The following is a 25,525-nucleotide window of genomic DNA, read 5'->3' as shown; positions in this document are numbered from 1 at the left end:
ATACCCCATCGAGCGATAGCGACAGAAAGGAGAACGCGATGCGGATCGGTAGCGTGATCAAGCTGGTCGTCGGGCTGGTGGTCTTCCTGGCGATCTTCATGGCCGGCTTCACCGCAGGCGGCATGGTGACCTCGAACGGGATGGTGGAGAGCGACAAGATCGCCGACTGCCTCCCGGCGCAGGACATCGACGCGCTGCAGGCGTGCGTCAACGGCGAGTCGGCCGCGAAGGAGGGCCAGGAGCCCTCTGAGCAGGCCACGGAGCCCAGCGACGGGGGCGAGCAGACCTCGGCGGCCACTGAGCCGTCTGAGGGCGCCCAGGAGCCTGCTGAGGAAGAGGAGACGCTCAGCGAGGACGAGGCCCGCGAGGAGATGGAGGAGGCGATGTCCAACGTTCTGTGGGAGCCCCGCGGTGAGTGGGTCTACAACGAGAAGCACGAGGAGTGGGAGTTCCAGGTCGAGGGCATCTACGCGGGCGTGCATGCCGCGGGTGAGCCCGACCGTGAGCCCACGGGCTCGTGGGACTTCGACTACGGCGACGAGCGCTGGGTCTTCACCCCGGAGGAGGGCTGAGCCATGGCAGGACGGTACGAGAGCGAGCGGGCAGCCTGGCTGCTCGAGCACGAGGCCAGCTGGCACATGAGCGATCGGCGCATGGCCGACGGCCTGCGTCGTCGTGCTGCACGCACGGCGCAGAAGGAGTCCGGCTCGACCGGGACGATCCACCACCAGGCGCGGATCAAGCCGATCATCAGCCGGTTCCTCTCCCGTTCGGACGAGGGCGGTGAGGCGATCTGGCGGCTGCTGGCGGTGCTGATCACCGCGCCGATCTTCCTGGTGGTCGTCGGGCCGGCACTGCTGGTCTCGCAGGCTGCGTACGCCGGGTACAGCACGGCCATGCTCAAGGCGGGGCGTCGGCCCCTGGGCTGGCCGTGGCTCGCCCTCGCAGCGGCGCTGGCAGCGGCCAGCGTGTTCGTCGTCCAGTGGGGCTCGCTCGTGCGGGTAGAGGTCATCCCGTTCTTCAACGTGCACGTGGCGGACGAGCAGATCGGCGGGGCGTACCTGTGGATGCAGGGCGTGCTGGCCTGCCTGCTGACCGGCTGGCATGTGCGTCGGCACGGCTGGCCGGGTGCGCAGGTCGGGAGTACGAGTGCGCGGCTGAGCACCGAGATGCTCGCGGCGACCGAGGCGACGAGCGAGTACGTCCCTGCGGTCCCTGAGCCTGTGAGCGTGCCCGTGAGGGACGAGGAGGACGTTGAGCTGCCGGAGATCCCGGAGGACGACGAGGAGGAGCTGGCGGCCCTCGAGGCCGCCTTCGAGCCGGACGAGATGGACGACGAGGACGACCTCGAGCCCGACCCGGCGTTCGTCGAGCCTGGCTCGCCCGGGAGGGCTCGGCTCATCGAGCAGGGCATCAACGAGAAGAACTGGATGATGGGCGAGATCTTCGCCCACATCGACAAGGACAAGGAGCAGGAAAATGCCTGATCAGAACATCAACATCAACCTCGACCGGGGTGCCAACGCCCATGGCTGGCAGGTCGCCGGCACGATCATCGGCATCGGCGGTGTCGGCATGCTCGCCTGGGCGATGTCGAACGCCGGCATGCTCGACCTCGCGGCGACGGGGCTGACGGTCTTCGGGTTCCAGTTCGTCGGCCTCATGCTCAAGGCGGGGCTGCTGGTGCTGCCGGAGGATGACGGCCCGGACTTCCGCGAGACGAAGGGTGCCCTGCGCACGGCATGGCGGGAGTTCCAGGCGTTCCAGGCCCGCTCGCCCATCTGGCGGCTTGCGCTCATGGCCGTGCTGTACACGGTCGGCTTCATGGTCGTGCGGCTGCTGCTGACGCAGGCGATGGGGGTCTTCCAGAACGTCTGGATCGCAGGCGGCATCTCGGCGCTCGTCGCCTCGGTGATCGTCGCCCCGACGCTCATCAGCAACCTCATCAAGGGGGTCGGCTCCAAGACGGGCGTGAAGGTCACGAAGGACAAGAGCGACCGCGATGTCGAGCATGTGCGCCGGGACGAGGGTGTGAAGCCGTCGCCGGCCGACGAGGCAGGGTTCATCCCTGAGGTCCCTGAGGACGACAGCGACTGGAGGCAGTCTGCGTGAGACCCGCACCCCGTTACCTCCCACACGGCAAGCGCCCCGGACGAGATGTCCGGGGCGCTTCTGTGTGTCGTGGGGGCTCAGGTGGTCGCGTAGGCCCCGGAGCCGCTCAGGGCGGCGTAGAGGGTCGTGCGGGACACGCCCAGCTCTCGGGCTACTCGAGCATGGGCGACGCCCGCCTCGACCCGCTCACGGGCCTCGGCGATCTGCTCGGGGGTCAGGCGCACCGTCTTGGCATAGGTGCCCTTCTTCTTGGCGATCGCGATGCCCTCGGCTTGCCGCTCCCTGATGGTCGCCCGCTCGAGCTGTGCCATCGCTGCCAGCACGGTGAGCATGAACTCCCCCTGCGGGGTGTCCGTGTTCAACGCAGGATTGTCGATGAACTCCACGGCCACGTCCTTGTCGCGCAGCTGCTCGACGAGGGCGAGCAGGTCGGTCGTCGACCGGGCGAGGCGGTCGGGCGACTTCACGAGCACGGTGTCGCCCTCGCGGACGTACTCGAGCATCCGGGTCAGCTCGGGCCGCTCCCGACTGCTGCCGGAGATCTTCTCCGTGAAGATCTTGTCGGCCCGGCTGAGCACCTCGAGCTGCCGGTCGAGGTTCTGGTCGGCCGAGCTGACCCGCGCGTAGCCGACGAGCTTGCCTGTGGTGTTCATATCGTCTAGACCTCCTGTGCAGATGTGTCCACCATACCCAATCGGGACCATATTGAACAGCTCGCAGGCAGGGACTCGACCTGTGTTCAACGGGTACACCTCGCTGGACAGGTGCTCAGCTGGCAGATGACCACACTCCCCGATGCCCGGCGATCCGACGCAGGAGGATCGACGGGCGCCCCCGGCTGAAAAAAGATCCCCGCAGGCCGTAGCCCGCGGGGATCTCGTTCTGGCGCTCAGTCCTGCTTCTGCAAGAGCTTCGAGGTGACGTGGTTCTGGTGCGGGATGGTGATCGAGCCGTCGTCGTTCACCGTGCCGTAGACGTTGTAGCTCATCAGGCCGACGAAGGTCAGCTCGTCGCCGTTACGGGACCAGGAGCAGTCGTCCTCGATCTCGGCCTGCGGGTTGGTGCGCTCTGCGGAGCCGCAGGTGCCGCCCTCGCCGAGGATCAGCATGTATCGCCCCTCCTTGGCGTCGAGGTACGTGCCCTCGAGGTTGTTGCCGCTGCAGCCGGTGAGCAGGGCGGTGGTGGCGATGGCGAGTGTGGTGGCGGTGATCAGGTGGCGGCGCATGGTGGGGCTCCTATGGGAGGCAGGGATCGGTCAGACATGCTATAGGCGCGTTTACGTGACAGTGCAGTAAACGCGCCTATAGCTCAGAGGTTGCGGAAGACGATCACGCCGCCGTCCTCGCTGTGCTCGACCGTGTAGTCCATCAGCAGGTCGCGTGCCCACTGGTCGTAGTCGATGTAGCGCCGGACCTCGTCGGAGACACCCTCGAGCAGGCCGCCCTCCTCGAGCAGGTGATCGGCGTACTCCCGCCAGGAGCACCACTCGCCTTCGTAGCGGTCCTCGAACGCCTCGAGCGACGGGAAGTCGCCCTCGCCCTCGGCGACGTAGCTGCCGGACCGGACCCAGGCGAACAGCGCCTCCTGCTGGTGCTCGGGCACCGAGGTGAGGACGCGGCCCCACTGGGCCGCGGTCATGGGGTCCATCTCGCCGGCGACAGGGATGCCCTCGTGGTCCATCACCCAGAGTTCCTCGTGGTCGGTCGCGTGACCGTGCAGCTGGGCAGGGGTGACCTCGTCGCAGTCCTCGGCGTCGTACCACTGCCCGACGAGATCACCTTCGTTATGGCACGCGAGACAGCCAAGCCACGCGCGGGGCTCGGTGTGGCGGATGATGCGGGCGCTGGTCGTCATGGGGTCCTCCTCGTCCATGAGCAGGCTGATCACCTACTCCTCAGGAGGTCTCCCGGGCCGCCGCGGCGGCCTTGTGCCCTACGATCCGACGCGCCCGGCCCAGAGCTATGTCCTACCCCTCGAATAGAATCTGGAGGGTGCAGGCGCGACGAGCGGGGCACGCTGACGGAATGCCAACGAGACAGAGGGACTAGAGATGGACGATGCCACCGCGCTCGAAGAGCTACCAGTTGAGCAGCTGATCGAGATGATCAGGGAGAAGACTGGCGCTGGCGTCAACCTCTCGTTCCCCGGCAAGGTCCTCGCTCGCCAGCTGGGCCGTCGGGTACGGCCTCGCAACCAGCGGACGGTGAAGTCCCTGAGCGCGGGTGACGAGCACGGTCGCTCGCGGAACCTCCTGATCGAGGGTGACAACCTCCAAGCGCTCGCGTCGCTGTACCGCGAGCGGGGCCAGATCGACATGATCCTGACGGATCCGCCCTACAACACCGGCGGTGACTTCCGGTATAACGACAAGTGGGACAAGGACCCGAACGATCCCGACATGGGCGAGTTCGTGGGCAGCGACGACCCCGCGAAGCACACCAAGTGGATGAAGTTCATGTACCCGCGCCTTCAGATGATGCGGGCCATGCTGAAGCCGTCCGGCGTCCTGGCGATCTGCATCGACAGCCGTGAGCTCTTCCACCTCGGACAGATGCTCGACGAGCTGTTCGGCGAAGAGAACCGCTTGGCGATCATCAACTGGCAGAAGACCGCTGCCCCACGTTCCGACAAGGGCGGTGTCACCGCCACAACCGAGTACGTTCTCGTCTATGCGCGGAACATTGTCCGCGCCAAGACGGCCTCTCTCGAACGGACAGACGCCGACAATCGGCGCTACGGGAATCCCGACAGTGATCCGGGAGGGCTATGGCGCGAGGGGAATCTTACGGCGCGAACGTGGTCCAAGAGTGGCGACTACGCCATCCAGTCCCCGTTCACTGGCGAGTACCACTACCCCGCTGGGGAGGGAGCATGGCGACACCCGAAGAGGAACATCAAGGAGTGGCTGAACCAGTGGGGTTCGCCTTATGTGGAAAGGGCCCTCGACGACGGCAAGGTGAAGGCTCTAGTTTTAAAGGACGGTTTCTCGTCTGATACGGCAACCCGTGCTGAGGAACGCCTGGCACAGCCTAGGTGGCCATTCATCTGGTTCGGTCGCGACGGACAGGGCCGACCACGCACGAAGACCTATCTAGAGCAGATTAAGAAGGGCAAGGTCCCCGTCACATACTGGGCAGATGACGACCTCGGTCTCCCCGTGGAACTGGGATCGACCTCATGGGACTTCGAGGAGTCGGGCCGAAGTAGTGACGGCGCGAGTGAACTGACATCGATCGTCGGCAAGGGGCACGGTTTCACGACTGTGAAGCCGTTGAAGCTGATGATGAAGCTGCTCCAGCTCTGGGTCCCCACCGACGGAACGGTGCTCGATCCGTTCGCCGGGTCTGGAACGACTGGACATGCCGTGCTGGCACTGAATTCACTATCGGGAGGTGACCGACGATTCATTCTCGTCGAGCAGGGACGACCGGAGCGAGGCGACTCCTACGCCCGGGCGCTCACCGCTGATCGCCTGAAGCGAGTCATAGAGGGCACGTGGGCCAACGGCGAGGGTTCCTCGCTGGACGGCGGGTTCACCTTCAAGGTGCTGGAGAAGAAGGTCGACGCACAGACCCTTCTACTCATGGAACGCGACGAGATGATCGATACTGTCATCGCCTCGCATTCGAGCACCGGCAGCCGCAGAGCGGCGGTACTCATCCCCGTGGTGGACGAGGACAACGAGCCGTACAGCTACCTGGTGGCGAAGAATGCGGCCAATGAGGGGATCTTCCTCGTGTGGTCGGGGGCTGGCTCCAACACGGACCTGACTGAGGACGTCTACGAGGCGATCACCGAGGAAGCCGAGCGAGCCGAGCTGGCTGACGTCTACCACGTCTACAGTCGCCGGAACCTCCTCGTGACCGATGACGTGATCTGGTACCAGATACCTGATCGAATCTTGTCCGACTTCGGGCTCGACGTCCGCACCGAGTCGTTCACCGAGGAGGGATGATCCATGGCACTTGAACTTTTTCAGTTCCAGCAGGACGCGGCCTCCCAGATGGCCGACCGCTACATCAAGTACAGCGATGAGCCGCTCAGCTTCGGGCGGGGCGCGAAGCGCCGTGAGGTGCCGTTCTACCAAGCGCTCTCGTCCATCACGGGATCGGGCAAGACGGCAATCCTCGCTCAGGCGGTGAGTGAGATCGTCGCGATGTCAGAGGTGCCTCCGGTGATCCTCTGGCTGTCGAAGGGCAAGGTGGTGGTGCAACAGAGCTACGCCAACCTCGCCGAGGGCGGAAAATACGACCACCTGCTCACGGATGTCGCGGTGCGTCTGCTCAGTGAGTACAACCCGGAGGATGTCGCCGATTCGAGTGAGGCGCTCCTCTACTTCGCGACGGTCGGCACCTTCAACCAGAAGGACAAGGAAGAGAGCAAGCTCAGGATCTACGCACTCGACACCGACGCGATCGAGTCGACTCGTTGGGAGGCGCTCAAGACGCGCGAGACGGCGGACGGCACACGGCGCCCGCTTGTGGTGGTCTACGACGAGGCTCAGAACCTCAGTGACCAACAGACGACCCTGCTCCTGGAACAGCAGCCGTCGGTGTTCCTCCTGGCCAGCGCGACGCTTCAGTTCCCGGCCCGGTTCGACACCGAGGTCATCCAGCAGCTCCGGACGCAGGCCGACTACCAGGACGAGGATCTGATCACCTCCGTCAAGTCCTCCACCGTGGTGTCCTCAGGGCTCGTGAAGGGCATGATCTCGCTCGACGGGCTCAACGCTCCGATGCAGGAGACGGTCTCTGAGCTGCTCGCCGACATGGAGGACGCTGAAGCGGCGGCGAGGGCGGAGAGACTGAGCTTCCGGCCGAAGGCGATCTACGTCTGCAACACCAACATCCTCGCCGACGACGCAGGGCAGACGGACGATCCCAAGCAGCCGTTTGACCAGCGTCAGGCACCCCCGATCCTGATCTGGCGGTACCTCACCGAGCAGTGCGGAGTCCCGGCCGACGAGGTGGCCGTCTACGCCGACCTCAAGACCGATCGCGATTTCCCCCTGCCGCCTGATTTCGTGCTTTTCACCGGTGGTGAGAGCGACTACGACGACTTCATGGCGGGCGACTATCGACACATCATCTTCAATAGGACGCTCCAGGAGGGCTGGGACGACCCGAGCGTCTACTTCGCCTACGTCGACAAGACGATGGAGTCGTCGATCCAGATCACGCAGGTTGTCGGCCGCGTGCTGCGCCAGCCGGGTGCGACCCACTACGAGTCCGACCGGTTGAACACCGCCCACTTCTACGTCCGCGTCGACCGCAACGACACCTTCGCGCAAGTCGTTGAGGACGTCCGCAAGGGGCTCGGCGGGGATGCACCCGAGGTTCGCATCCTCACATCTCCTCCGGGGTCCGAGCTGCCGGTGAGCCTCGATGCCAAGGAGTCGCGATCCGTGCCCCGTACGGCGATCGACAACGGACCCACGGTCGAGCCGGTCTCGAAGGTGCTCGCGAAGGTCCACGACTACAGCCAGGACACCGTGAACACCCGCGGTGTCGGACGGCGCAGGACCGTGCAGCAGGCGATCGGCGCAGGCGAGGCGAAGGACTCGGAGTGGGTCGACTTCGAGCAGTCGAACCGGGTGAACGCGCGCTGGGTGTTCCGCCGTGAGGTCGCCAGGAGGTACCGCCCGTCGCTCTCGATCATGGAGACGGACTCGCAGAAGTTTGACGCCAAGGTCGGGGTCGGCAGCACGGCGTACGCCAGCTTGACCGACTACGCCGCTGAGGCGGTCGACGAGTACCTCCGCCACGCTGTGGTGAAACAACTGAAACCGAAGCCGTACGAAATCGGCAGCACGCTGGTGCGTCGCGGATCGATGGAGACATTCAAAAACGCTCTGCACGAGGGCTACGACGATCTGCGGCCGTTCGAGCTGAGGTTCGCCCGGGCACTCGATGAGACCGGCCTGCCGTGGGCGAGGAACCGCTCTCAGACGGGTTACAAGATCCAACTCGTCTCGCTCGGGCAGACGGTGTGGTTCTTCCCAGACTTCCTGGTGTGGTCCGGCGACAGAGTCCTGTGTGTCGACACGAAGGGCAACCACCTGGTCGAGAGCGATGCGCGCAGGAAGCTCCTATCGATCCAGCCGCACAAGGACGTCTCCACCACCGTCGAGGTGAAGTTCGTGACCGAGGGCACCTTCAAGGCGAACGGCACGCCGGATGGCAAGGAGGGCTTCTCAGTCTGGGCGCTCGGCAGCGACCGATCCTTGCGCACTCAGGAGTTCGAGGACCTCGCGGCGGTGGCGAAGAGCTTCAAGGAAGATAAGTAGCACCAGGGGCGAGCACGCGGACTCGGTAGGCCCTGGATGCGAACGGCCCCACAGTGCTCTCCTCGAGGACCTCGACGAGTCCGGCCGCTGTGAGAGCTCTGGTGAAGCCCGAGTGCTCGCTCCAATCCTTGATGTACGCCTCTCCAGGGGCGCACACGAGCCCGTAAGCACCGAGATCGGTCGAGAGGACCTCTTCGTCGCCCGTGGCCTCATCAAGGTGCACGAGCAGCGCGCAGGCCGTGTCGTACACGAGCGGGCCGGTCATCTCGAACTGCGGATAGTGCACGGTCACGGTGTCGCTGATGGTCGTCCAGGACATGGGTACCTCCGAGTAGCTGTATGCGGTCAGCACAGCCCCCGGGTCGCCGGCGGCGACCCTTGTGCAGCGACCGTCATGAAGCTAAGTGCTCGTACGAGAACCCGCTCTACCTCGCCGAGGAGGCCGCGGCCCTCGACCACATCGCCGACGGCCGCGTGGCGCTGGGCGTCTCCCGCGGTGCGCCCGAGGCGGCGGACCGCGGCTGGGAGTCCTTCGGCTACACCGGCTCGACCGACCCGCGCGGCGCGGACATCGCCGCGGCGAAGTTCGAGACCTTCCTGCAGGCCATCCAGGGCCATCCGATGACCCGCGCGGCGGCGCAGCCCTACATGTCCGACGCCGCCCCGCACGCCCCGCTCGCGATCGAGCCGCAGTCCGAGGAGCTCATCCGGCACATCTGGTGGGGCTCGGGCTCCCGCGCGACCGCCGAGCGCACCGGGCAGCAGGGCCTGAACATGATGAGCTCGACCCTGCTCACCGAGGCGAACGGCTCCTCCTTCGGCGATCTCCAGGCCGAGCAGATCGACGTCTTCCGCGAGGCGTTCCGCGAGGCCGGGCACACCCACGTCCCGCGCGTCTCCGTCTCCCGCAGCGTCTTCCCGGTCCTCACCGACCGCGACCGGGTGCTCTTCGGCGCAGGCCGGGGCGGCGACGGCGACCAGATCGGGATCATCGACGGCACCCGCTCCACCTTCGGCCGCACCTACGTGGGCGAGCCCGACCGACTGATCGAGGAGCTGAAGGCCGACGCCGCCGTGATGTCCGCCGACACCCTGCTGCTGACGATCCCGAGCCAGGCCGGCGTCGACCTGAACCTCGAGATCCTCCAGAACTTCGCGACACACGTCGCGCCCGCGCTCGGCTGGAAGCCCAACACCGAGGGCCCCGTCGTCGGCGACCCCGTCACCGCCTGACGCGACGGTCCGGGACCGCGCGGCCCCGGTGCGGACGGGCGGCCCCGGTGCGGACGGGCGGCCCCGGTGCGGACGGGCGGCCCCGGTGCGGACGGGCGGCCCCAGCGAACGGGCGGCCCCAGCGAACGGGCGTTATGCAGCACGCAGTGGCGATATCGCCACTGCGTGCTGCATAGCGCCCGCGCAGACCGGCCCGCGACGACGAGACCGACGGAGACGGGACCGCGTAGCCTGCGGGGATGCTCCGCATCGCCTCGGCCAACGTCAACGGGATCCGCGCCGCTCATCGTCGGGGCTTCGGCGACTGGCTCGCCACGCGCGGCTGCGACGTGATCGCGCTGCAGGAGGTGCGGGCACAGGCCTCGAAGCTCCCCGACGGCGCCTTCGGCGACTTCCACGTCGCCCTCGAGACCGGGACGCTGCCGGGTCGGAACGGGGTCGCGGTGCTGACCCGTCGGCCGCCCGCGGCGGTGCGCACCTGGTCCGGGGCGGCGCTGCTCGGCGCGCCCGACGAGGCGCTCACCCCGATCCCCGCCGAGGACCGGGTGCCGCTCTCCCGCGGACTCTCGCACTTCGTCGCCGAGGGTCGCTACCTCGAGGTGGACCTCGGGGACGCCCCGGTCACCATCGCCTGCCTCTACCTCCCCAAGGGCGGGCTGCCCGCGCACCTGCAGCGGCCCGAGCGGATGCGGGAGGCGCCCGACGGGGGCGCGAAGTACGCGCGGAAGATGCAGTTCATGGACGGATTCGCCCGCTACCTGACCCGCACGCGCCGTGCCGCCGCGGCCGCGGGGCGAGAGTTCCTACTGATGGGCGACCTGAACATCGCCCACACCCGGCAGGACCTCGCCGCCTGGCGCCGCAACCAGCAGACCGACGGATTCCTGCCCGAGGAGCGGGAGTGGCTCGGACAGCAGCTCTCCCCGCGCACGCTCGTGGACGTGGTGCGACGCCTGCACCCGGACGAGGACGGCCCCTACTCGTGGTGGTCCTGGCTCGGGCAGTCCTTCGCGAAGGACGCCGGCTGGCGGATCGACTACCACCTGGCCACGCCGCGCCTGGCGCGTTCGGCGGTGCGCGCGGCCGTGGACCGGGAGCACGAGGGCATGCGCCTGTCGGACCACTCCCCCGTCGTCGTCGACTACGACCTGGGCTGAACCGGCCACGCGCGGCCAGGGAGGGGCGCGGAGGCGCCGGGGCGACCATGACGGGCCGGTGAACCCCCGCGCACGCTCCGGTGAGCACTGGATGGACATCTTTATCTTCGCCTCCGCCGCTCTCGCGAATTCTTTCCATCCGAGCCAGCATGGGCGTCGCCCTCCCCCTCCCGGACAAGGACGACCATGGATCTCTCCTCCGATCTCCGCCCCGCCGAGCCCGCCACGCCCACCCGCTTCGTCGCCCCTGACCGCGGCGCGAACCTCGCCCGTCGGCGCCGAATGACCCGGCGCCACTTCACCGCCGCGTCGCTGACCACGCTGACCGCCGCCGGGGTGCTCGGCACGGCGCCGGCCCTCGCCGACGACGGCGCGTGGCGTCGCCAGGATCCCTTCACCCTCGGCGTCGCCTCGGGCGATCCGACCTCGAGCTCCGTGGTGCTGTGGACCCGCCTGGCCGTGGACCCGCACGTGCTGGACGGCCGCGGCGGCATGCCCTCGGCGCCGGTCGAGGTGCGCTGGGAGCTGGCCCGCGACGAGCGCTTCCGCGACATCGTGCGCCGCGGCACCGAGATCGCCCTGCCCGAGGAGGGCCACAGCCTGCACGTCGAGCTCGAGGACCTCCCTGCGGACTCCGAGTTCTTCTACCGCTTCCGCACCGGCCGCCACGTCTCCCGCACCGGCCGCACGCTGACCACTCCCGCCGCCGGCAGCAGCCGGAACCTGCGCATGGTGCACCTGTCCTGCTCCCACTGGGAGGGCGGCTGGTTCACCGCCTACCGTCGTGCGGCCGAGGACCGTCCCGACCTCGTCTTCGCGCTGGGCGACTACATCTACGAGGGCGGGCCGGGCTCCTCCACGATCCGCAAGCACCCCCACCGGCTGTGCACCACGCTGGAGGACTATCGCCTGCGCTACGCGACCTACAAGACCGATCCTGACCTGCAGGAGTTGCACGCCACCGCGCCATGGATCGTGACCTGGGACGATCACGAGATCCAGGACAACTGGGCCGGCGTGCACCCGAAGAACGGCGTGCCCACCGACGCCTGGATGGCGCGGCGGATCGCCGCCCAGCAGGCCTACTACGAGAACATGCCGCTGCGGCGCAGCAGCGCCCCCGTCGGCTCCTCCATCCAGCTGTTCCGCCGCCTGCACTGGGGCGACCTGGCGACCTTCCACGTGCTGGACACCCGCCAGTACCGCGACCTCCAGGCTTGCCACGACGGCGGGAAGACCTGGTGGTTCACCGACTGCGCGGAGCAGGAGGACCCCGAGCGCACGATCCTCGGCGCGGATCAGATGCAGTGGCTGCAGGACGGGATGATCGAGGCGGGGACGACCTGGCAGCTGCTCGCCCAGAGCGTCTTCTTCGCCAAGCGCGACAACGCCCCCGGCCCCACGACGACGCTCGGCTCGGACGGCTGGGACGGCTATCGCGCCGACCGCGACCAGATCGTGCGCACCTGGGACGAGCACGAGGTCGCGACCCCCGTCGTGCTCACCGGCGACGTGCACGTCCACTTCGCCAACGAGCTCAAGGCCGACTTCTGGGAGCCGGACTCCGCCACGCTCGGCGTGGAGCTGGTGACCACCGCGGTGACCTCGGGCGGCGACGGCAGCGACAAGGCCAAGGGCGAGGACGACGTGCTCGCCGAGAACCCGCACATCAAGTACATCAAGAGTCGGCGCGGCTACATCCTCTCGGAGTACTCGACCGAGGAGCTGCGCGTGGATTACAAGACGCTCGCGGAGGTGACCCGGCCGGGCGCCGAGATCCAGGTGGACCGCACCTACGTGGTGCCCGCCGGGGCGCCGGCGCTGCACCGGGCGTGAACGGCGACCCGAGCCCCGTCGGCCGCGCGCCGCACGACGCCGCGCGCAGGCCGTCCGTCGGCCGACGGGGCCGGGTCCGACAGGCTCGCCGACCACCCTCGGTGATCTGCACCGGCACCCCTTCCGCGGAGGTTCCCGTCGAGTAAGCTGGGCGCCGTGAGCGTCGGTGGGGCGCTCGCCCCACACACCACCACGGAGGACCGTGATGCCGCAGCATGCCGCCGCCCCGGCCGCGCCTGCTGCACCCCTCTTCCCGTCCTCCGCCCTGACCGGCACCGAGGCCTCGCGCCGCCTGCTGCATCCGGAGTCCGAGGCCCCCGCACTGACGCTGTGGGGCTCCTCCTCGATGAGCTCCGAGGGCGGCGACGAGGCGACCGCCGTGCCGGTGCGGATCCACGAGCACCTCGCGCTCGCGGCGGCCCCCGCTCCCGTGCACCCCTTCGGCGTGGGCGCGTCCTGGTCCCGGCACACCCTGCTCCAGCGCGGCCTGGACACCCCGACGCTGATCGGCCGGGGCGATCCCGAGCCGGGCACCTCCCGCCTCGAGGTCACGCTCGACTCCGACCTCGCCCCGTCCGGTCCGATCAGGGTGCCGGGCCGGGTCGACGACGTCGACGGGATCCTCGACGGCAGCTCGGGGACCTGGTACTTCACCCCGTCGGACCCGGCGGAAGCGGTCACCGGCGGCGTGTTCGTCTCCTCGCTCGCCGAGATCGCGGAGGGGTCGCGGCAGGTGCTGTGGATGGGGAAGAACAACATCCGCGACGTCGAGGGGGTGCTCGAGCACACCGCCCGGATGGCCGAGGCCGCCGCGCCCGGTGACACGCTCGTCCTCGGCCACTGGTGCACGGAGCACGACGAGGCCGGCTCGGCGACGGGAGCGGCGGTCGCGGAGGTCAACGCCGGGCTCGCGGAAGCTCATCGCGATCACTTCCTGGACGTGCAGCATCTGCTGACCGGGGAGGAGGGCCTGGCCAGCTCCCCGCTCGCGCCGCTGCAGCTGCTCGAGCAGGGCACCACCCACGACGCCCTCGCCCGGGCCGTGGTGCCGCCGCTGCTGATCGCCTCCGACGGCATCCACCTCAACGGCTGGGGGAACCTGGTGCTGAGCTGGGCGATCGTGCGAAGGATGCAGGAACTGCGGTGGCTCTGAGACGACCTGCGGCGCCTCGCGTGCGCCCCGACCGGCCCGGCGCACCGGCCCCGGCCGCCGCCCGAGCCGTGCTCGTGACCTCGGCCGCCTCCGCACCGGAGCCCGTCGCCGTGGTGCCCGTCGGCCCGGCCCGCCCCACGCCGCCGCGCCGCACCCTGCTGCTCGCGGGTGCCGCGGCCGCCGCCGTGGTCGGCGCGGTCTCCGCCGGGGTCGTGCTCCCCCGAGTGCTCGGCCCCGCCAGCAACCCGTTCTCCGATGTGGCCGACGGCGATGCCGGGCTCGAGGCGATGCTCTGGGCGGACGACACCGGCGTGCTGCCCGCGGCCGGCGGCGCCTTCTCTCCGGACGCGGTCGTGACCCGGGGCGAGGTCGCCGCGGCCCTGCACCGCTTCGCAGGCACCCCGGCGGTGCCGCTCGAGGACGTGCCGGTGCTCATCGTCGACCTCGGCGAGGACCCGGAGCAGGCCTCCGCGCTGCTGTGGCTGCACGGCCGCGGCGCGCTCTGGGGCGATGCCGAGTTGAAGGTCCATCCCGAGGATCCCGCGACCCGGGAGGGCGCCTCGGGGATGCTCGCCGCGCTGCTGCGTCCCGCCCTCGCGGGGATCGGCGCGGTCTGGCCCTCCGGCGGCGCCGACGGGTCCGGCGGAGCCGAGGGGAGGGACCTCCCCGCAGGGCTGTCACAGGATGCGGCCTGGCTGACCAGCGCCGGGATGGCTCCCGACGGGTCGACGCACTGGCAGGGCGAGCAGTCGGTGACCCGCGCCGAGCTCGCGGCCGTGCTGCACCGCGCCGACGGCGTCATCGCGAGCGCGCTCGGCTGAGCGGCCCGCCCGCGCCGCAAGTTCCCACCCGGCGACGTCGGCCCCGCGGCATAGAGTGGAAACCATGCCGACGACGCCCGCTCATGCCGCTTATCTCCGCCACCCCGACGTCCGGGGCGAGCTGATCACCTTCACCGCCGCGAACGACGTGTGGCTCGCCCCGCTCGAGGGAGGCCGTGCCTGGCGCCTCACCGACGAGGGCGCCCCCGTCTCCCACCCGCGCTTCTCCCCCGACGGCGCCCACATCGCCTTCACCTCCCGCACCTCGGGCGGGCCGGAGGTGTGGGTCGCGGACGTCGCCGGCGAGTCCGCGCCGCGCCGCCTGACCTTCTGGGGCCGCCCCGCCACGAAGGTCGTCGGCTGGCTGCCCGACGGCCGCATCGTCGCGACCACCAGCTATGCCGCGCCGGTCGCACGTGATGCCCAGCTGTGGGCCGTCGACCTCGAGGGCACCACCACGCTGCTGCCGCTGGGCCGCAGCGGCGAGGTCGCGATCCACCCCTCCGGCACCACGGTGGTCGCGACGCCGTGGCGCCGCGACCAGGCCTCCTGGAAGCACTACCAGGGCGGCACGGCCGTGAAGCTGTGGCTCTCGCGCGAAGACGTGCCGCTGGACGCGCCCGCCGAGACGCATGCGGCCCGCTCCTGGGAGCCGCTGCTCGACGAGATCCTCGCCTCCAAGCTGCGGATCGCCTGGTACGGGGACCGGCTGCTGTTCGCCTCCGACACCCCCGGCCCCGGCGCGGCCCTCACCGATCGCGCCTCGGCGAACCTGTGGTCCGTCGCCGCCGACGGCACGGACCTGCGCTCCCACACCTCCCTCACCTCGGAGGAGGGCTACCTGCGCGAGCCCGCGACCGACGGAAGCGCGATCGTGTTCAGCTCCCGCGGGCGCCTGTTCGCGATGGACTCCCTCGAGGCCGCGCCGCGGGAGATCGAGGTGCTCGCCTCCGGCGTCGGCGCCGCCCGGCTGCCGCGCCCCGCCTCGGCGAGCGAGAACCTGCTGGCCATGCGGCCGCTGCACGACGCGCGCGCGAGCGTCGTCGAGTGGCGCGGCTCCGCGCACGCCCTCACCCATCGCGGCGGACCGGCGCGGCTGCTCGCCGGGGCCTGCGGTCTGCGGCTGCGGGAGGTGCGACCGCTCGGCCGCTCGCCCTTCGCCCTGTTCGTCTCCGATGCGGAGGCCCTCTCGGATCGTGAGCAGGGCGGCGTCGGCTCCGACGTGCTGGCGCTGGCGCGGCTGGACGGCGGCGGCGAGGAGATCCGCCTGGCCGTGGGCGAGGTGGGCCGGATCCTGCACGCCATCCCCTCGCCCGACGGCTCCCGCATCGCGATCGTCAGCCACGACAACGTGGTGCGCCTGGTGACCCTGCGCGGCCTCGAGGACCCCGCCAAGGAGGCGCACGGGAAGGGCGCCCACGCTACGACGGCCGCGGACGCCGGTTGGGAGTCCGACGCCGACAGCTCCGTCGCGGCGCCGCGCCTGGACCATGTGCGCGAGATCGGCCGCAGCAGCGGCGGCGAGGTCAGCGACCTGGCCTGGTCGCCGGACGGCCGCTGGCTGGTGTGGGCCGAGCCGAACTCGTGGCAGCTCTCGCGCCTGATGATCTCGGACACCGAGGACCAGGAGCCGACGGGTCGCGCGCTCACCTCCGGGAAGTTCCAGGACTCCGCCCCCGCGTTCAGCGCCGACGGCAAGCACCTGGCGCTGCTGAGCCTGCGCACCTTCGAGACGGTCTACGACGACATGGTCTTCGACCTCGGGTTCGTCAACGCCGAGCGGCCTTTCCTGCTTCCCCTCGAGCGCACCACCCCCGACCCCTTCGGCCCGCACCCCGACGGCTGGGGCCCCGCCCCGGAGAAGCCCGCGGCCGACGCCGCCTCCGGCTCCGCGGACGACGGCACCGGCCGCGGCCCGGCGGGCGGCGCGGGATCTCGGACCCCGTCGGGCGCGGCCTCCGGCCCGTCGGCGAGCGCCGCCACGGCCGAGGCCTCCTCCCACCCCGCGACCTCGCACTCCGCCGCCGGGGCGGAGGACGCGCACCGTCCGCCGGCCACCCGCATCGACCTCGAGCAGGTCGAGTCGCGCCTGGTGCCCTTCCCCGTCGTCTCCGGCTACTACTCGCATCTCACCGCCGTGACCGGCGGCTTCGTCTGGCTCCGCCACCCCCAGCAGGGGGTGCTGGGCTCGGCCCGCGCCGGTGTCGAGGGCGAGGCCCCCTCGCCGGCCCTCGAGCACTGGTCGCTCGCGGACCGCAAGCTCACCGTCCTCGCCGAGGACGTCACCGACCTGGCCGTCTCCGGCGACGGCGAGACCCTGGTGATCCGGCAGGGCGAGCACTGGGTGCAGCTCCCCGCGACCCGCAAGGCCGAGGACGAGGACCCCGCCCGCATCGTCATCGACACGGGGCGCCTGCGCCTGACCGTCGACCCGGTCAAGGAGCGGCGCGGCATGCTCTGGGACAACTACCGGATCATGGCCCAGCAGTACTGGCGCGCGGACATGGACGGCATGGACTGGCACGCGATGACCTCCTGGTACGACCCGGTCATCGAGCGCCTGGTCACCGAGGACGACTTCCAGGACATGATGTGGGAGGTCCAGGGCGAGCTCGGCACCTCGCACGCCTACGTGCAGGGCGGGGTGTACAAGGCCGATCCGCCGATGCTGCCGGCCCATCTCGGCGCGGACCTCGAACGTCGGGACGGGCGCTGGGTGATCACCCGGATCCTGCCGGGCGACTCCTCCGACCCGGACGCCCGCTCGCCGCTGCTCGCCCCCGGCGTCGATGCCCGCGTGGGCGATGCGGTGCTGCGCGTGGACGGCCGGGACGTCGGCCCCGAGGGGATCGAGGCGGCGCTCGTCGGCTCCGCCGGGAAGGCGACCGAGCTGGTCCTGGGACGCGACGGCGACGAGCACCGGGTGGCGGTCACGCCGCTGGGCGACGACTCGGAGCTGCGCTACCAGGCGTGGGTCGAGTCGCGTCGCGCCCTGGTCGCGGAGCTCTCCGGCGGCCGGCTCGGCTATCTGCACATCCCCGACATGGTCTCCTCCGGCTGGGCGCAGATGCACCGCGACCTGCGCGAGGCGACCACGAAGGAGGGCCTGGTCGTGGACGTGCGCTACAACAGCGGCGGCCACACCTCCCAGCTGGTCACCGACCGGATCGCGCGTCGGGTGCTGTCCTGGGACTACCCGCGCCACGAGCGGCCGGGCACCTACCCCGCCTTCGCGCCGCGCGGCGCCGTGGTGCTGGTGACGAACCAGGAGGCCGGCTCCGACGGCGACATCGTCAACGCCGTCTCCCGCGCCCTGGAGGTCGGGCCGATCATCGGCACCCGCACCTGGGGCGGTGTGATCGGGATCGACGGCCGCTACGACCTGGTCGACGGCACCGGCGTGACCCAGCCGAAGTACGCCAGCTGGTTCGAGGGCGAGGACTGGGCGATCGAGAACTACGGCGTCGAGCCCGACATCGAGGTGCCGCTTCCGCCCAGCGCCTGGGTGGCGGGCGAGGATCCGCAGCTCGCCCGCGGCGTGACGGAGGCGCTCGCGCTGCTGGAGCAGACGCCCGCCGCGGTCCCGCCGCCTCTGCCCGCCCCGCGCTTCGGCACGCCGAGGGGCTGAGCCTCCCGGCGGTCGCTCCGCCGCGTCTCGCCCGGCCGCGCGCATCAGCGGTCGGGCGAGGTGCGTCCGGGACGAGGTCAGGGCGCGTCCGGGGCAAGGCCAGGGACTTCGGCCCTGGCCGCGCAGGCCGGACGGTCGTACCCTCGGAGGTACCGACGGCGGGCTCGACCGATGGGGGCATCCCGTCGACGGTCGCGCCGCGCCCCCGGAACGGAGGCCCCGATGCCCGCCGACGACAGCTCCACTCCCCTGCTCTTCGATCCCGAGTCCCGTCCGGTCGGGGTGCTCGTCGGCTACGACGGCTCCGACCAGGCGATCCAGGCCCTCCACTATGCGGCGACGATGGCGCTGGGGATCGGCTGCCGTCTCACGGTGGTCTCCGCGTTCACGGTGCCCGTGATGGTCTACCCGAACATGGCCTCGCTGCCGCCGGTGCCCGAGGACGAGGCCCGTGCGGCCGCGTCCCGGCAGGTCGCCGCGGGCGCCCTCCCGCACCTGGAGGGCTATCCGGGCGAGGTCGCGCTCGAGTCCGTCCAGGGCGATGCGGCCGGCGTGCTCGTCGAGCTCTCCGCGCTCGCCCGCCTCGCCGTGGTCGGCTCTCGCGGCCGGGGCGGCTTCCTGGGGCGCCTGCTGGGCTCGGTCTCCGAGGCGCTGCCCGCCCATGCGCACTGCCCGACGGTGGTGGTCCCCGCCGGCTACGTGGTGCCCGAGACCACCGGTCGCGAACGCTTCACCCAGGTGCCGGGCACGGAGCCCGTGGTGGTGGGGCTGGACGGCAGCGAGGACAGCACGCTGACCACCCTCGCGCAGCGGGCGGCGGCGGCTGCCGGGGCGCCGCTGCACCTGCTGCAGGCGATCCCGCCGCTGGACACCTGGTCCAGCTCCGCGCTCGCCGCGGTGCCCGACCAGCAGTTCCTGGACCGACAGCGGGAGGAGCTCCTCGCCCTGCTCGAGGGCGAGGCCCGGGCGCTGCGCGACCGGAACCCCGAGGTGGCGGTCACCGCCTCGGTCGAGGTCGGCGATCCCGTCGCTCTGCTGGTGGAGCGCTCGCGCGACGCGCGACTGACGGTGGTGGGGACCCGTGGACGGGGCCGCATGATGAGCGCCCTGCTCGGCTCGGTCTCCCGCGGCCTGCTGGAGCGGGCGCAGGGCCCGGTGATGGTGGTGCCGGACCTGGACATCTCGCGGATCGGCCACGACCGGCGACGCCCCCGCTGAGTCGGGCCGTGCCCGGCGCCCCACCCGCTCAGCGCAGCGAGTGGGCGGCGATCTCCGGGAAGCGCACGGCGAGGTCCTGCCGCGGCTCCCGCCCGGGCTCCGCGGCGGCCCCGTCCGTGCGCTCGGCGGTGCGAGCGACGGGATGGGTCCCGTCGGGCCGGAGCTCGCGGGCGATGAGCGCATTCCCGCGCGCGATCCGCCCGGCGACGGAGAGGCGCTCGTGCTCCTCGCGCGGGGTGACGATCCGGGCGGCGATCAGGCGGGTGAGGGATCCGAGGGCGACGGCGAGGAGGGCGATGAGGACGATGAACAGGAGTCCGAGGAGTGCTGCGGTCATGGCTCGATCCTTCGCCCCTGCACTCTTCAGCACAAGCGATGATCTGCACCCCTCTGTTCAGTCGGACTGAACAGAGGTAGGGTCGCGGCATGCTCGATCCGCTCAAGCTCCGCGTCCTCCGCTCCGTCGTCGAGACCGGCAGCATCCGCGCGAGCGCGGAGGCGCTCGGCTACACCCCGTCGGCCGTGAGCCAGCACCTGTCCAGCCTGCGGCGCGAGACGAGTCTGGAGCTCGTGGAGCGCTCGGGCCGAGGGATCGTGGTCACGGCGCACGGGAGGGCGCTGGCCGAGCAGGCAGGCCCCGCCCTCGAGGCGCTCGCCGCGCTCGACCGCACCGTGCAGGACCTGCGCTCCGGGCGCACCGGCACGCTCCGGCTCGGCTATGCGGGCTCCTTCGCCGCCACCTGGATCCCGCAGCTCACCCTCGACGTGCGCCGACGCTTCCCCGAGCTGGGCCTCGACTTCCGCGTGCGCGAGTGCACCGATGCCGATGTGGGCGCGGACGGCTTCGACATCGTCGTCGGCGAGGGGCTCCCCCTGGAGAGGGCCGAGGAGTGGGAGTGCCAGGACCTGCTCGAGGAGGGGTACGTCGTCATCGTCGGCCTCGACCACCCGCTCGCGTCGCGCTCCGAGGTGACGCTCAAGGAGCTGGCCGACGAGCCCTGGGCGACCGACGACCCGCTGGACTCCTCCTGGTTCGAGCGCATCGCGGCGGCGTGCCGCGCGGCCGGTTTCAGCCCTGCCGTCGCGGTGAACCCGCGGGACTTCCCCACCGTGCTCGGCTTCGTCGCGACCGGGGACTACGTGACCGTCCAGCCCTCGCTGATCGCGGAGGACCTCCGTCCGGACGTGGTCGCGGTGCCCCTCGCCGGACCGGGCCCGCGCCGCCGGCTGCGCGTGCAGGTGCGCTGCGCGGTCTCCCGCAGCCCGGCGACGCGGTTCATCCTCGACCGACTCCACGACCGGTCCGAGCACAGGGCGCGCACCATCCCGGGCGTGGTGCACCTGGCCTCGGGCGCTCGCCGCGCGGCCCCGACGGGCGACCCCTCCTCCGGCGCGACGGGCGACCACTCGGGCGCGCCGGGCAGTCCTACCGGCACGTCGGCCGCCCCCTCCGGCGCGACGGACGGCCCCGTCGACGCCGATGCGGGGATGCCCGCCGCCGTGCTCTGAGGGCTCGCCCCGCACTGCACCGACCCGGCCCGCACGACACCGACACCGACACCGACACCGACACCGACACCGACACCGAGGAGGATCCATGACCGCCGAGCACCCCGCCCCCGCTGAGAACCCCACCATCGCCGGGAATCCCGACATCGACGCCCGCATCCGTGATCTGCCCGTGCGCGCCGAGCTCGCCGACGGCTCCCTGGTGATGGAGGTCGACCTGGCCGGCACCGCCGCGCAGCTGTGGGAGGCGCTCACGGACCCCGCCCAGCTCGCACGCTGGTCGCCCGTCGTGCCGGACCGCGCCCTGACCTCGCCGGGCCCGGCCCTCTCGCGCGAGAACCCCGGGGAGGACCCGGTCACCGCCGACGTGCTCGCGATCGCCGGCGAACACGCGCTCACCCATCGCTGGGGCGAGTCGACCCTCGGCTGGATGGTCGACGAGGGGCAGCTCGACCTGCAGGTCACCCTGCCGGACCCGCAGCAGGCGCAGTACTTCGCGGCCGGGTGGCATGTGTGCCTGGCGGTGCTCGACGCCCGGCTCGAGGGCCTGGACCAGCAGAGGCTCGTGGGGATGGACGCCCTCGAGCACGGCTGGGAGGAGCTGCGGGCCCGCTACGCCGACGAGTTCGGCCACCCGCACGGCCCCACGCCCGGCCAGGACGCCTGACCCGACGCGCTCAGCGCTCCTCGATGTGGAGGGCGACCTCGACCTCGTCGCCCACCTCGACCCCCTCAGCGCGCTGCACCGCGACCTTCACCGGCACGAGATAGCCGCCCTCGCGCGGGAACAGCGAGGTGGTGAAGTCGGTGTCGCCGATCCGGGCCTCGACCGCGATGCAGCCCCAGCCGTAGCTGGTGCTGCCCGAGATCGCGGCGATCGCGTCGGCCTCCTCCTCCGGCACGCGCGCGAAGACGAACGGGGCGGGGCCGCGCCACTCGATCGTCGGGGCCCGGAAGCGGAGGACCATGCCGGGAGCGACCGGCCTTCGCCCCACCCCCAGGGGTTACCGAGAAGTCATGCGTCGCTGTGTTCCGCCCACGGAACACCACTGCACATGACTCGGCGGTAACTCCTCGTGGGCCGCCCGACACCCCTCCCGGGCGGACCCCGCACCCCACATGGCCCGACGCGGCCCCGGGCTCCGACGAGCCGGGGTCAGTGACCTCCGCCGGTGTACAGCTCGGGCTCGGGAAGGCCGTGCTCCCGGCGCACGCGTCGCGACAGCCCCTCGAGGGCGGTGAGCGCGGCCAGGACGTCGTCGGCCGTCACCGGGAAGGGCATCGCGTGGATCGTCTCGCCCTCCGCCGTCGCGGCCTCGGCGACAGCGCGGAGCTCCGTCCCGTCCTCGGGGGACAGCCCGATCTCGGTGAGGGTGTTCGGCAGGCCCACCTTCGTCGTGAACACGATGAAGTCCTCGATCTCCTGGGCGGGGGCGCCCTCGAGGACGAGCTGGGCGAGGGAGCCGATGTTGACCTTCTGGCCATGGGTGAGCCCGTGCGTCTGCGGGGCGGCGGTCAGCCCGTTGTGGATCGCGTGCGCGGCGGCGAGACCCCCGGACTCGAAGCCCAGCCCGGACAGCAGCGTGTTCGCCTCGACCACGGCCTCCAGGGCGGGAGTGACCACGCGCGCGGCGACCGCATCGAGCGCCGGCAGCGCGTTCTCCCACAGGATGTCCCAGCTCAGCTCCGCCAGCGCGGTGCCGGCGAGGGTGGGGCGACCGCCGGCCATCGCCGTGGCGGTGCCGCGGCGGGTGGCGCGCGCCTCGAGCCAGGTGGCCAGCGCGTCGCCGATCCCGGCGGCGAGGAAGCGCGCCGGCGCCTCGGCCACGACCTGGGTGTCGATGAGGACGAGGTCCGGGTTGCGGGGGAAGAAGCGGTACTCGTGGAACTCGCCCTCGGCCGTGTAGATCACCGCGAGCGCGGAGGTCGGCGCATCGGAGGAGGCCGCCGTGGGCACGCTCGCCCAGCGGATCCCGGCGAGGTGCCCGGCCGCCTTCGCGGCGTCGATGCTCGATCCGCCGCCGAGGCCCACGATCACATCATGGCCGCCGGCGGCGATCGCGACGACCAGCGCGTCGACGGCATCCGGCGTCGCGAAGCGCTCGAAGCCGACGCGCACCACGGGCAGGCCCGCCGCGGCGAACGAGGCGGTGACCTGCTCGGAGAAGAGCCCCCAGACGGTGTCATCGGCAACGAGCAGTGGGCTGCTCCCGAGGGGGGCGAGATGGGTGCCGAGCGCGTCGAGCGCCCCCTTCCCCTGGACATAGCGGCTCGGGCTGGCGAGGACGGTGAGCTCGGACATGGCGTGGCGCTCCTTCGGGCCGGCGGGCGGGCCCGCGACCACGAGCCCGCGCTCCAGCCTCGTCCCGTCCCGGTTGCGCGGCAACGAGGGTTCTCGTCGGTCGAGAAGTCCGGCCGTCCCTCCCCCGGGGGGGCGGACCCGAAGATGCCCGACCGCGGCGCTCGCCCCCGCCGCGGGACCTCGGCCCCGCGCGGGCGGGTCCGGCCGCGACTAGGATCGACGCACCGGCGGAGGAGACCCACGGGGGCGGCCCCGTCGGCCCAGGGAGCCCCCGGCCCAGGAGGTCGAGATGCCCGACGACGACGTCACCGCCCAGCCCGCCCGGACCAGCCCCGCCGACACCTCTGCACCGACCGACGCCGCCCCGGCGCCCGGCGCCTCCGACGCGCCCGGCACCTCGCTGGACGGGGACCGGCCGCTCGGTGTGCTCATCGGCTACGACGGCTCCGAGCAGGCCGTCCAGGCGCTGCACTACGCCGCCCGCGCCGCGCTGCGCCAGGATCTGCCGCTCACCGTGGTCACCGCCTACACCGTGCCGACCATGGCCTACGCCGAGGCGGCGCTCACCCCGGTCGTCCCGGCCGAGGTCGCGCGGCTGAACGCCGCCCGCGAGCTGCTCGACGAGGCGCGGGAGCACCTGCGCGACTACAGCGGAGCCGTCGACCTGCGCGCCGAATGGGGCGATGCCGCGGGCGTGCTCGTGAAGCTGTCGGCCCAGGCCGCTGTGGCCGTCGTCGGCGCGCGCGGACGCGGCGGCTTCCTCGGCCGGCTGCTCGGCTCGGTCTCCGCCGCGCTCCCCGCCCATGCGCACTGCCCCACCGTCGTGGTGCATCGCGGCTACGAGCTCGGCGAGGGCGCGCACCGCTTCGAGCCCATCGAGGAGGACGCCCCCGTGACCGTGGGCACCGACGGCTCCGCCCGGGCCGAGGCGGCGCTGGACGTGGCCGCGCAGGCGGCGCTGTCCCGCGGCACCTCGCTGCGCGTGCTCATGGTGATCCCGTCCCTGGAGGACTGGGGCGGCTCCTATGCGGCCTGGCGCCCGGACCCCGATGTCGTCCGGACCCATCGCTCACGGGCCGCGGCCCGGCTCGAACGAGGCCTCGAGCAGCGTCGCCGGAAGCAGCCCGAGCTCAGGATCACCAGCGAGGTCCTGGTCGGCGACCCCGTACGGCTGCTGATCGCGGAGTCGACCGATGCGCAGCTCACCGTCGTCGGCACCCGCGGGCACGGGCGCGTGACCAGCACCCTGCTCGGCTCGGTCTCCCGTGGCCTGCTCCAGCACGCCGAGGGGCCGGTGATGGTGGTGCCGTCCCACGCCACGTAGTACGCGCGGACCCCGGCCGGTCGCACCGACGAGGGGCATCTCGCGCCGCGCTGCGCGGCCCGACGGGGCAGAATGGCGACATGTCCGCCTCCCGCTCGCCGCTGCGCCTCGTGCGCGGAGGCACCGCCGCCTCGATCGCGACCGCCGTCGCGCTCGGCGGCCACCTCGCGGGCGGCGGGGCGATGCCGGCCTGGCTCGGGATCCTCGTGCCCTGGTGGCTCGCGGTCGCCGTGTGCACGCTGCTGGCGGGCACGCACTTCTCCCTGGCCCGGATGGGCGTCGCGGTACTGGCCAGCCAGGCGCTGTTCCACGGACTGTTCAGCGCGGGCACGCCCGGTGACCCGGGGCGGGCCCTCGTGGACCCGCCGGGCTCCCATCTGGGCCACGGCGCGGGCCGCGCAGGGCACGGCGCCGGGGGCGTCGTCGGGCACGACGCTCACGGCGACGGCGGCGAGGGGGTCGCGTCGGTCGCCGACCATGCCCTGCACGGCAGCCACTCCGATCTCCGGATGCTCCTGCTGCACGTGCTCGCCGCGATGGTGACCGCGGTGCTACTGCAGCACGGTGAGTCGGTGCTGATGCGCTGCGCACGCCTGGCGCTGACGGTCCTCGCGGTGCTCGCGCATCCGCCGCTGCTGCTGCTGATCACGCTGCTGGTGCCCGAGCGGCCGGCCCGGCCCCTGCCCGCGGCACCCCATCTCCTGCACGCCCAGCGTGCCGTCCTCACCCCGCAGCTGCGCCGGGGCCCTCCGGTGGTCCTCGCGGCCTGAGCAGGGACGACGCCCTTCGTCGTCCGGCAGCGCCCGGCGCCCAAGCGCCCGGGACCTCGCCTCCCCGCGGCACGATGCCCGGTGCCCTCGCGCCCGGCGGCACGGCGTCCGATGCCGACCGCCCCGCGCGTGACGACCGCGCACCGACGCGCCCGCTCGGGCCCTCCCCGATCGAC

23 protein-coding genes are annotated in these 25,525 nt (G+C 71.6%); 16 read left to right on the top strand and 7 right to left on the bottom strand.

Annotation, left to right across the window (positions count from 1 at the left end; translation table 11 throughout):
- The first annotated feature begins 38 nt into the window (after positions 1–38).
- The 3 genes from DEU31_RS00805 to DEU31_RS00795 are packed head-to-tail and all read left to right on the top strand — an operon-like array spanning position 39 to position 2,112.
- On the top strand, positions 39–572 hold the full coding sequence (locus DEU31_RS00805; protein WP_133675077.1) for a hypothetical protein: 534 nt from the start codon (positions 39–41) through the stop codon (positions 570–572).
- A 3-nt stretch (positions 573–575) separates the two neighbouring features.
- The gene (locus DEU31_RS00800) at positions 576–1,487 is read left to right on the top strand and encodes a hypothetical protein (RefSeq protein WP_133675075.1); all 912 of its coding nucleotides are present in this window, start codon (positions 576–578) and stop codon (positions 1,485–1,487) included.
- Complete coding sequence (locus DEU31_RS00795; protein ID WP_133675073.1) at positions 1,480–2,112, top strand: hypothetical protein; 633 nt, start codon at positions 1,480–1,482, stop codon at positions 2,110–2,112. Before DEU31_RS00800 ends, DEU31_RS00795 begins: the two co-directional genes overlap by 8 nt.
- A 77-nt stretch (positions 2,113–2,189) precedes the next feature.
- On the opposite strand, the gene DEU31_RS00790 is transcribed toward DEU31_RS00795, so the two are convergent.
- The 3 genes from DEU31_RS00790 to DEU31_RS00780 form a co-directional block, all read right to left on the bottom strand.
- Complete coding sequence (locus tag DEU31_RS00790; protein ID WP_133675071.1) at positions 2,190–2,765, bottom strand: recombinase family protein; 576 nt, start codon at positions 2,763–2,765, stop codon at positions 2,190–2,192.
- 236 nt (positions 2,766–3,001) lie between these two features.
- Positions 3,002–3,337: a hypothetical protein gene (locus DEU31_RS00785; protein WP_133675069.1), complete on the bottom strand. Its 336-nt coding sequence runs from the start codon at positions 3,335–3,337 to the stop codon at positions 3,002–3,004.
- An 83-nt stretch (positions 3,338–3,420) separates the two neighbouring features.
- Positions 3,421–3,999 (bottom strand): antirestriction protein ArdA, encoded by a 579-nt coding sequence (locus DEU31_RS00780; protein WP_243733657.1) that lies wholly within the window; start codon positions 3,997–3,999, stop codon positions 3,421–3,423.
- A gap of 163 nt (positions 4,000–4,162) precedes the next feature.
- Between DEU31_RS00780 and DEU31_RS00775 the strand changes: the two genes are divergently transcribed.
- Together DEU31_RS00775 and DEU31_RS00770 are read left to right on the top strand one after the other, a co-directional pair.
- The gene (locus tag DEU31_RS00775; protein ID WP_133675067.1) at positions 4,163–6,067 is read left to right on the top strand and encodes a site-specific DNA-methyltransferase; all 1,905 of its coding nucleotides are present in this window, start codon (positions 4,163–4,165) and stop codon (positions 6,065–6,067) included.
- A gap of 3 nt (positions 6,068–6,070) precedes the next feature.
- Positions 6,071–8,398, top strand: a complete 2,328-nt coding sequence (locus DEU31_RS00770; protein ID WP_133675065.1) for a DEAD/DEAH box helicase family protein — start codon at positions 6,071–6,073, stop codon at positions 8,396–8,398.
- Here DEU31_RS00770 and DEU31_RS00765 read toward each other — a convergent pair.
- The gene (locus DEU31_RS00765; RefSeq protein ID WP_133675063.1) at positions 8,382–8,717 is read right to left on the bottom strand and encodes a hypothetical protein; all 336 of its coding nucleotides are present in this window, start codon (positions 8,715–8,717) and stop codon (positions 8,382–8,384) included. The genes DEU31_RS00770 and DEU31_RS00765 overlap by 17 nt on opposite strands.
- Before the next feature lie 59 nt (positions 8,718–8,776).
- Between DEU31_RS00765 and DEU31_RS00760 the strand changes: the two genes are divergently transcribed.
- The 7 genes from DEU31_RS00760 to DEU31_RS00730 all read left to right on the top strand — a co-directional run bounded on the left by DEU31_RS00760 (position 8,777) and on the right by DEU31_RS00730 (position 19,444).
- Positions 8,777–9,631, top strand: a complete 855-nt coding sequence (locus DEU31_RS00760) for an LLM class flavin-dependent oxidoreductase (RefSeq protein ID WP_133675061.1) — start codon at positions 8,777–8,779, stop codon at positions 9,629–9,631.
- A 239-nt stretch (positions 9,632–9,870) separates the two neighbouring features.
- Positions 9,871–10,788: an exodeoxyribonuclease III gene (locus DEU31_RS00755; RefSeq protein WP_133675059.1), complete on the top strand. Its 918-nt coding sequence runs from the start codon at positions 9,871–9,873 to the stop codon at positions 10,786–10,788.
- Between the two features lie 186 nt (positions 10,789–10,974).
- Positions 10,975–12,624, top strand: a complete 1,650-nt coding sequence (locus DEU31_RS00750; RefSeq protein WP_208109947.1) for an alkaline phosphatase D family protein — start codon at positions 10,975–10,977, stop codon at positions 12,622–12,624.
- 205 nt (positions 12,625–12,829) lie between these two features.
- The gene (locus tag DEU31_RS00745) at positions 12,830–13,777 is read left to right on the top strand and encodes a hypothetical protein (RefSeq protein ID WP_133675057.1); all 948 of its coding nucleotides are present in this window, start codon (positions 12,830–12,832) and stop codon (positions 13,775–13,777) included.
- Positions 13,768–14,598: an S-layer homology domain-containing protein gene (locus tag DEU31_RS00740; RefSeq protein WP_133675055.1), complete on the top strand. Its 831-nt coding sequence runs from the start codon at positions 13,768–13,770 to the stop codon at positions 14,596–14,598. Before DEU31_RS00745 ends, DEU31_RS00740 begins: the two co-directional genes overlap by 10 nt.
- 64 nt (positions 14,599–14,662) lie before the next feature.
- On the top strand, positions 14,663–18,226 hold the full coding sequence (locus tag DEU31_RS00735) for a S41 family peptidase (protein WP_133675053.1): 3,564 nt from the start codon (positions 14,663–14,665) through the stop codon (positions 18,224–18,226).
- A gap of 222 nt (positions 18,227–18,448) precedes the next feature.
- Positions 18,449–19,444 carry a universal stress protein gene (locus DEU31_RS00730; protein ID WP_010552121.1) on the top strand — a complete coding sequence of 332 codons (996 nt, stop codon included), beginning with the start codon at positions 18,449–18,451 and terminating at the stop codon, positions 19,442–19,444.
- Positions 19,445–19,472: 28 nt separating this feature from the next.
- On the opposite strand, the gene DEU31_RS00725 is transcribed toward DEU31_RS00730, so the two are convergent.
- Positions 19,473–19,781, bottom strand: a complete 309-nt coding sequence (locus DEU31_RS00725; RefSeq protein ID WP_010552120.1) for a hypothetical protein — start codon at positions 19,779–19,781, stop codon at positions 19,473–19,475.
- A gap of 89 nt (positions 19,782–19,870) precedes the next feature.
- On the opposite strand from DEU31_RS00725, the gene DEU31_RS00720 reads away from it, so the two are divergent.
- On the top strand, positions 19,871–20,953 hold the full coding sequence (locus DEU31_RS00720; RefSeq protein WP_133675051.1) for a LysR family transcriptional regulator: 1,083 nt from the start codon (positions 19,871–19,873) through the stop codon (positions 20,951–20,953).
- Between the two features lie 88 nt (positions 20,954–21,041).
- The gene (locus DEU31_RS00715) at positions 21,042–21,620 is read left to right on the top strand and encodes an SRPBCC domain-containing protein (protein ID WP_133675050.1); all 579 of its coding nucleotides are present in this window, start codon (positions 21,042–21,044) and stop codon (positions 21,618–21,620) included.
- Positions 21,621–21,630: 10 nt separating this feature from the next.
- Here DEU31_RS00715 and DEU31_RS00710 read toward each other — a convergent pair whose 3' ends face one another.
- Both DEU31_RS00710 and DEU31_RS00705 read right to left on the bottom strand, forming a co-directional pair.
- The gene (locus DEU31_RS00710; protein WP_133675048.1) at positions 21,631–21,921 is read right to left on the bottom strand and encodes a DUF1905 domain-containing protein; all 291 of its coding nucleotides are present in this window, start codon (positions 21,919–21,921) and stop codon (positions 21,631–21,633) included.
- A gap of 188 nt (positions 21,922–22,109) precedes the next feature.
- Positions 22,110–23,255, bottom strand: coding sequence for a glycerol dehydrogenase (locus DEU31_RS00705; RefSeq protein WP_133675046.1), 1,146 nt, complete (start codon positions 23,253–23,255; stop codon positions 22,110–22,112).
- Positions 23,256–23,544: 289 nt separating this feature from the next.
- Between DEU31_RS00705 and DEU31_RS00700 the strand changes: the two genes are divergently transcribed.
- Together DEU31_RS00700 and DEU31_RS00695 are read left to right on the top strand one after the other, a co-directional pair.
- Entirely contained in the window at positions 23,545–24,579 is a 1,035-nt protein-coding gene (locus DEU31_RS00700; protein WP_010552116.1) for a universal stress protein, read from the top strand.
- A gap of 80 nt (positions 24,580–24,659) precedes the next feature.
- Complete coding sequence (locus DEU31_RS00695; protein ID WP_010552115.1) at positions 24,660–25,349, top strand: hypothetical protein; 690 nt, start codon at positions 24,660–24,662, stop codon at positions 25,347–25,349.
- Positions 25,350–25,525 lie beyond the last annotated feature (176 nt).

Origin of the sequence: Brachybacterium sp. AG952, from assembly GCF_004362645.1 — a bacterium.
Lineage (GTDB): Bacteria > Actinomycetota > Actinomycetes > Actinomycetales > Dermabacteraceae > Brachybacterium > Brachybacterium conglomeratum.
This window is presented reverse-complemented; position numbering and strand designations above follow the sequence as displayed.